The following is a 7,059-nucleotide window of genomic DNA, read 5'->3' on the forward strand; positions in this document are numbered from 1 at the left end:
CGACCAGTTCAACCTCGGTGCCCTCAGGAACCCAAGAGCCCCGCGACGAAATCGAGCAGCCCGCGATCGTCGTGGGGTCGGCCGACGATCTGCACTGACTCCGGCTTCACCAGGCCCGCACCATACGCGTCATCCCCCAACACCACCTCGGCGACAGTACCGATCGGCACTGTCACCGCGGGCCAGCCCAGCACATTGAAGGGCATCGCATAGCGGATGAATGGCGAAGAGGATTCCGGACCGATCTGATCCCAGCGCAGGACGTCACCCTCGATGGCCGGGGTGACGATGAAGTCGACCTCGTCGAAGATACCCAGCGCCGAGGCGCGCAGCTCTTCCAGCGCCCCGACCTGTTCTCGGTAGTCCACCTCGGTAATGGTCTGCCCGGCCATGATCTTCGCCCACACGCCGGGCTGGTACAGCTCCCCCTGCTCCTCGGCGAACCGCTGGTGCAGGACGGTGGCTTCGAAGCGGCGCACGATGTCGTAGATCCCGAACAGCCGTTTAATGATCTCGCCCAGTTCCTCCGACCTCGCCGAGGTTGTCCTGACGTTCCCGAGATGCGCCTCGACCCAGCGCTGTGCGACGTCCGCCGATGCCTCGGCTGCGTTGAGAAGACTGAGGTCGAGCGCGGGGACGGTATCCGCCCCAGAGAAGTCTGACCCAGGGTCGTCCGCTCCGGACTTGCCCTCCCCGACGCCCGCAATCACCTCGAACGCCGAGGTGAGCAGCCCGATGTCGCGTGCGAACAGTCCGACCGTGTCGAAGGACGGCGCCAGGGGAAACACCCCGTCGGTGGACACGGTTCCGAAGGTCGGTTTGAAGCCGATGATGCCTTGGCAGGCGGCCGGAACCCGCACCGATCCGGCAGTATCCGTGCCGAGCGCCAGCGGCACCACCCCGGCGGCCACCAGCGCTGCCGATCCGGAGCTCGACCCTCCGGTGCACAGTGCGGGGTCGAGCGGATTGACCACGCGGCCGAAGGCACTCTCATCGCCGAGGATGCCGTACGAGAATTCCTGACAGTTCGTCTTCGCCACCGGCAGTGCCCCGGCCTTCTCCAAGAGGGTGACGACCGGCGCGGTGGCGCTCGGGTCGGGCCCGGTGCTGACGTCCGACCCCATCGTCGTCGGGAAGCCGGCCACGTCGATGACGTCCTTGATCGCGAAGGTCACCCCTTCGAGGGCGCGTGCAGGTTCACCGGAAGCGACGCGTTCCGCGGACTTCCGCCCGAGGTTGCGTGCCCGATCGGCCATCACCGAGGTGACGGCGTTGAGTTCTCGTCCGAGGCCGTCGACGGCGGCGATCGTCTCGTCCAGGCTCATCCCGGCGCAATCCCCGTCCACGGCCTCAGCTGCTCCACCGCGGCCGCCACGTCGAAGGCGGTCCGGTCGTCATAGGGGTGGGCGACGACCTGCAGTCCGGTCGGGATTCCGCAGTCGGCCATGCCAGAGGGCACGTTGACGATCGGCACCCGATTGCAGATGTTGAACGGCATCGTCATGTGCGCCTGCCAGTAGTGCTCGAGCCGCACTCCCCCGGCGGCGCCATTTCCGCCGTCGCCAGCATCTTCCCGTCCCACACCGGTCGAGTCGATCGTGATCCCGTCGAGATAGCTGCCGCCGGCTTCCAATCCCGCCACCGCCGAGGTGGGCGCCAAGAGCACATCGAACCCGTCCATCGCGGCCGCGAGCTCCGCCTGGATCTGCGCTTCCATCGTCAGTCCTTCGAAGAACGAGCGGCGGTCGGCCACCGCCTCGGCGTCGGCCATGAATCGCAGCGTGTAGTCGGCCAGGGTGTCTTCGTGACCGCGGGTCGTCGCCCGCATCGCCGGCGCGAGCAGATGGCCGAAATGGGTGAAGGCGGTCTCGAAGATCCGCTCGGCCGTCCATGGCAGTTCGATCTCTTCGACGACGGCTCCTGCGGCCTCCAGCGCCGAGGCGACCGCCCGGGTATTGGCGATGATGCCCTCGCCGACGGGGAAGTCCCCCAAGCGCAGGCACAGCGCCACCCGACGTCCGCGCAGACGTTCGACCGCCTCGGCGGGGTCGAAATCGGAGAGGAAATCCGGCGAATCGATCGTCGCGTGATCGCCGGGATCGACGCCGACCATCACCCGCGAGACCAGCGCAGCGTCGGCGACGGTGCGCGTCATCGGTCCGTCCCCGCGGTACCAGTCGGCGGCCAGAGGCTGGGCACCGGGGATCCGGCCGTATGGCGCCTTATATCCGACGGTGCCGGTGAAAGCGGCGGGCAATCGTGTCGAACCGGCGATGTCCGAGGCCGTCGCCAAGGGCGCGAAGCCGGCGGCCAGGGCGGCTCCTGAACCGCCGGACGAGCCGCCGGGTGAGAGATCGGGGTTCCAGGGGTTGCGGGTCACGCCCCACATCGGCGAATGCGTGACCGTCGCGCAGCTGAACTCGGGCGAGGTCACGCGGGCGTGGACGAAGCCGCCGGCAGCACGGATGCGGGCGATGACGGCGGCGTCCGCCTCGGCGATGGTGTCGCGTTCGTGGATGAGACCTTGACTCAGGGTGCGCCCGGCGATCGCGTGCTTCTCCTTGGCGATGACGGGCAGTCCGAGCAGCGGCCGGGAGTCTGCCGCCTCGGCGAGGTCATCGGATGTGGCGTTCGCGTAGAAGCGTTCGGCCTCCCGCGCAGCGGTGACCGCCTCCTCGACGACCTCCGTGACCGCATTGATGCGCTCGTCCTCGGTGGTGATGCGGCCGATGAGGGCGGACAGGTAGTCGACCGGGGAGAGCTCCTTCGACCGGAACCGGGCCAGCGCCTCGGTGGCGGACAGGGCCCAGGTCTCCGTGTCGGCGGTCGTGCTCTGTGTGCCCGCCGAGGTGGGTGTGGAGCTCATGGGTCCACCCTAGCGTTCGAGGCTGACACGGTGGCGCCTTCGGCGATTGCGGGCGAACCAACCAGAACCTCCGCGACGGATCTGCCGACCCATACTTCGCCGTTGCGGTCCTCGCCGAGCTCCCCGCCGACCAATTCCGTGGCCACATTCGTGAGGACTCGCAGGCCGCGGACCATGTCCTCATCGGTGGTGAACTCGCGTTCGCAGTGGGACACTCCGTCGACGCTGGGCACGAACATCATCACGGCGGGCACGCGGTGGTTCATCGCCACGGAATCGTGGCCGGCCATGGTCTCGAGGCGGCGGATGCTCAGCCCTTCGTTGGCCGCGGACTTCTCGGCGAGTTCGACACCGGTTTCGGGGAAGTGGCGTTTGTCGCGGAGGTCGAAGTCCGCGACATCGATGGTGATGTCGTGGTCGCGGGCGATCTCGGCGATCTGGGAGCGAAGGCGGTCGCGGGCGGCTGTGACGATGGCCGGGTCGGAGGAGCGGAGGTCGGCGACCATGTGCACACGGCGGGGCACGACGATGGGCGAGTTCGGTTCGACGACGTGCTGACCGACCGAGGACACGAGGGCCTCGTCCTCGAAATCGTTGACCACCTCGGCGACGGCGAGCACGACTTTGGAGGCGGCGACGAGGGCGTCGTGGCGGTCGGCCATAGCGGTAGCACCGGTGTGGGACTGTTCGCCGAGGACGTCGATATCGAGCTTCTGCGTGTACCAGCTGGCTTCGACGACGCCGATGTCGGTGGCCTCGCGCTCTAAGATGCGGCCCTGCTCGATGTGGATCTCGGCGTAGGAGATCGCCTCGGGCGGGGTATCGGTGCCGGCGTAGCCGATGGTCTTGAGTGCCTCGGCGACGGAGGTCCCTTCGAGGTCTTCCACGGCGAGCATCTCCTCGAGGTCGAAGAGGCCCGCGTACACCGAGCTGCCCATGATCGAGGGGGCGAAGCGGCCGCCCTCCTCGTTGAACCAGTTGACCACGGCGAGGTTGAATTCGGGCACCTGCCCGGATTCGGCGAGGCTCTCCTTGACCCGCAGCGCCGCGAAGAGTGCGGCGATGACACCGTAGGCGCCGTCGAAGCGTCCGCCGAGCGGCTGGGAGTCGAGGTGGGAGCCGATGAGGACGTAGGGAGCGGTGGGGGTGCCGGTGGTGTCAGAACTCTCGGGGACGAGTTGGAGGCAGGCGAACATATTGCCGATCGCGTCGATGCGGAGATCGAATCCGTTGCGGGCTGCCCAGTCGCGCATCCAGTCGCGCGTCGCCTTGTCCTCGGGAGTGAGCGCTTGGCGGTCGACGCCGTTGTTGTCGGTGGCGCCAATGCTCGCGACATGGTGGAAGTCGGCGAGGAAGGCGGCGTCGGTCGAGGAGGTGGGTGCTGCGGTCATGCTGGTGCTTCGCTTTCTCTTGTCGGAACGGTGTCGTGGTCGCGGGTGATTCTCACCCCAGCCGCCCGCGCGTCTCCGGCAACCTGGTGATGAAGATGAGCGCGAGGACGACGACGGCGCAGGCGGCCATGTAGAAGCCCGGCGCGGTGTTGACCCCGGTGACGTCGACAAGCCAGGTGCCGACGAACGGCGCGGTTCCGCCGAGTACTGCGTAGGAGATGTTGTAGCTGATCGCCGCCGAGGTGAAGCGCGTCTTCGTCGAGAACCGCTCGCAGAAGAAGGTGTAGCAGCCGCCGCCGTAGCAGCACAGAGAGATGACGAAGATCGTCTGCCCGATGAATGCCAGTGCCATGTTTCCGCTGGTCACCAACCCGAAGGCCGGCACCGAGGTGGCCGCCAGCAGGATCGAACCGGCAATGAGCATGGGCTTGCGTCCGACTCTGTCGCCGATGGCTCCGGCGATCGGCAGGAAGATCGTGTAGCTGGCCATGGCGAACGCGTTCGTCGCCAGCGACTGCTCTCGGCTGAGGTCGCCGGTGGTCTGGATGTAGGTGACGAAGTAGGCCGAGAGCATGTAGAAGCCGAGCGCGGTGAGGCCGAGGACGAAGAAGACCTGGAGCATCCCCACCGAGTTCTCTTGGAAGGAGTCGCGGATCGGGCTGAATTCCTTGGGGCGTTCGGCGGCGGTCTTCTTGAACAGCTCGGATTCGTCGGTCCGGGACCGGATCCACAGGCCCACGGCGGAGAGAGGCAGAGCGAGGAGGAACGGGATCCGCCAGCCCCAGGAGGCGAAGGAGTCATCGCTCATCATGGTCGAGAGCGCGAGGATGAGACCGCCGGCGAAGACCGAGGGCAGGGCGGTCGCGGCGAGGGTGATGTTGATCCAGAGTCCGCGCTTCTCGACGGGAGCGTGTTCGTAGACGAAGGAGGGGCCGCCCACCGATTCGCCTCCTGCGGAGAATCCCTGCCCGAGGCGGGCGAGGATGAGCAGGATGGGAGCGAACCAGCCGATCTGGTCGAATCCGGGCAGGACGCCGATGAGCGCGGTGCAGATTCCGACGAGGAAGATCGTGATCGTCAAGGTCTTCCGTCTGCCCACTTTGTCGCCGAGCGCGCCGAAGAACAGGCCGCCGAGGGGACGCATGACGAAGGCGACTCCGAAGGTCGCGAAGATGACGAGCAAGCCGGTGACTCGGTCGCCGTCGGGGAAGAAGTACTCGGAGAGGATGACGGCCGAGAGGCCGTAGAGGGTGAAATCGTAGAACTCGACGAATTGGCCGATGCTGCCGCCGACGAGCACCTTCTTCTGCATGCTCGTGGACTTGCGCCCCGTTGTGACTGCGGTGGCTGACATAGTTGCTCCCCTGTTGTGGCGATCGCGTGAGCACCATCATTGCGGCCTACGTCACATCAGTCCAACAGATACTTTTGAAGCTCGGCATGAGCAAAATCGATGAGCCGCCGAGGTGGCCCGTCCTTACCGACGATCCTGTACAACCAGCGTGCCGGACCTCTTCAACCGGCATGCCGGGCCTTTCGCCCGACTCAGCTGCCGTCGGGGCCCAGAATCTCCCTGGCCAGTTCGCAGAATGCCCGCGCTCTTCTGCTCAGCCGAAGCTCCTTGGGCCAGACGAGCGCGAGATCGATGCTCGGAAAATCGTCGAGCAGCGGCACATCGACGGTCTTCGACCCGATATAGGTCCCCGAGGACACGCTCTGGCTGAGCAGCGAATACCCATGCCCCATCGCCACGAACGACCGCACCGTCTCGTAGCCGGCAAAGGTGTGCCGCACCACCGGTTCGACACCGGCGATCCGAAAGAGCTCGTCGTAGTACTGCCTGCTGTAGGGCAGGTCGAGTTGGATGTAGTCCTCGTCCGCGAGTTCCCGAAGATGGATCGGACGCGGCCGCCTGCCACCCCCGCCGAGGCGGTGGTCGAGCGACACGAGGGCGTGGGGCTTCACGAGGTCGATGAGGAATCGATCGAAGCGATCGGTCATTCCCAGCGTGTAGGTCAGCGCGAGATCGCAGTCGCCGGCGACGACAGCGGCCTGCAGCTCCTGGAGATTCGCCTCGAGGTAGTTGATTCGGACATCGGGGTAGCGCTTCTCGAACTCCCGGTGGATGAGCGGGAGGCGAGTGGGCGCGATCGGCGAGAAGACACCGACGGTGAGGTCCCCGCTGAGCGAACGCGAGAGCCCGAGCGCGGTCTCGCCGAGGGCTTCGGTGGACTCGAGGACCGATTCCACCTCGGCGAGGAATCGGCGACCCGCAGGCGAGAGCACCACGGAGCGGTTGCGCTGGCGGATGAAGAGGTCGATGCCCAAGGTGCGCTCGAGCTGCCCCATTGCCGTGGAGATCGCCGACTGCGTGACATTGAGGCGCTTGGCCGCTTCGGTCATGTTCTCTCGCCGTGCGACTTCCTGGAAGTAGCGCAGCTGGACGAGAGTGAAATCGAGGGCCATAAAGGTCATCATCGCATGCGCAGGCCGCAGTAGCAGCGCGTGCAAGAAGGAGGCCGACCCCATACCGCCGAACGACCTCGCAGGCTCAATGGCGCCCCGGATTCTCACCGCGTCCATGTCGGTGCCGACGACTATGTCAGTGCCTTCTTATAGGGTGGAACCACACCCAGCCACACCACACAACAATACCGTTCGATACACACCCACATATCCCACCAGCACAAACAACAACAATCATACGTAGACAGTAACAATCGAAAATAATCCGAAATTAAAAGGCGCAAAACAGCAATACTGATGTACACTGAATAAAAGAGCCCTTCAACGGAGAACGGA

At 65.8% G+C, this 7,059-nt stretch carries 5 protein-coding genes; all 5 read right to left on the reverse strand.

The features are described 5' to 3' along the window. Nucleotides 1–23: 23 nt before the first annotated feature. On the reverse strand, nt 24–1,325 hold the full coding sequence (locus CV023_RS18310; RefSeq protein ID WP_230748509.1) for an amidase: 1,302 nt from the start codon (nt 1,323–1,325) through the stop codon (nt 24–26). After that, nucleotides 1,322–2,866, reverse strand: coding sequence for an amidase (locus tag CV023_RS18315; RefSeq protein ID WP_230748510.1), 1,545 nt, complete (start codon nt 2,864–2,866; stop codon nt 1,322–1,324). Before CV023_RS18315 ends, CV023_RS18310 begins: the two co-directional genes overlap by 4 nt. Then, nucleotides 2,863–4,257, reverse strand: coding sequence for a M20 family metallo-hydrolase (locus CV023_RS18320; RefSeq protein WP_230748511.1), 1,395 nt, complete (start codon nt 4,255–4,257; stop codon nt 2,863–2,865). The genes CV023_RS18315 and CV023_RS18320 overlap by 4 nt, the downstream gene beginning before the upstream one ends. Before the next feature lie 52 nt (nt 4,258–4,309). After that, nucleotides 4,310–5,611, reverse strand: a complete 1,302-nt coding sequence (locus CV023_RS18325) for an MFS transporter (protein WP_230748512.1) — start codon at nt 5,609–5,611, stop codon at nt 4,310–4,312. Nucleotides 5,612–5,802: 191 nt separating this feature from the next. Beyond that, the gene (locus CV023_RS18330) at nt 5,803–6,723 is read right to left on the reverse strand and encodes a LysR family transcriptional regulator (protein ID WP_230748513.1); all 921 of its coding nucleotides are present in this window, start codon (nt 6,721–6,723) and stop codon (nt 5,803–5,805) included. Nucleotides 6,724–7,059 lie beyond the last annotated feature (336 nt).

The sequence above is a fragment of the Brevibacterium sp. CCUG 69071 genome (assembly GCF_021023135.1).
Taxonomy (GTDB): Bacteria; Actinomycetota; Actinomycetes; order Actinomycetales; family Brevibacteriaceae; genus Brevibacterium.

What these genes read in the sequence shown, in the direction of transcription:
- CV023_RS18310 (WP_230748509.1), bottom strand. Translation starts at nt 1,325, where the DNA reads ATGAGCCTGGACGAGACGATCGCCGCCGTCGACGGCCTCGGACGAGAA.
- CV023_RS18315 (WP_230748510.1), bottom strand. Translation starts at nt 2,866, where the DNA reads ATGAGCTCCACACCCACCTCGGCGGGCACACAGAGCACGACCGCCGAC.
- CV023_RS18320 (WP_230748511.1), bottom strand. Translation starts at nt 4,257, where the DNA reads ATGACCGCAGCACCCACCTCCTCGACCGACGCCGCCTTCCTCGCCGAC.
- CV023_RS18325 (WP_230748512.1), bottom strand. Translation starts at nt 5,611, where the DNA reads ATGTCAGCCACCGCAGTCACAACGGGGCGCAAGTCCACGAGCATGCAG.
- CV023_RS18330 (WP_230748513.1), bottom strand. Translation starts at nt 6,723, where the DNA reads ATGGCCCTCGATTTCACTCTCGTCCAGCTGCGCTACTTCCAGGAAGTC.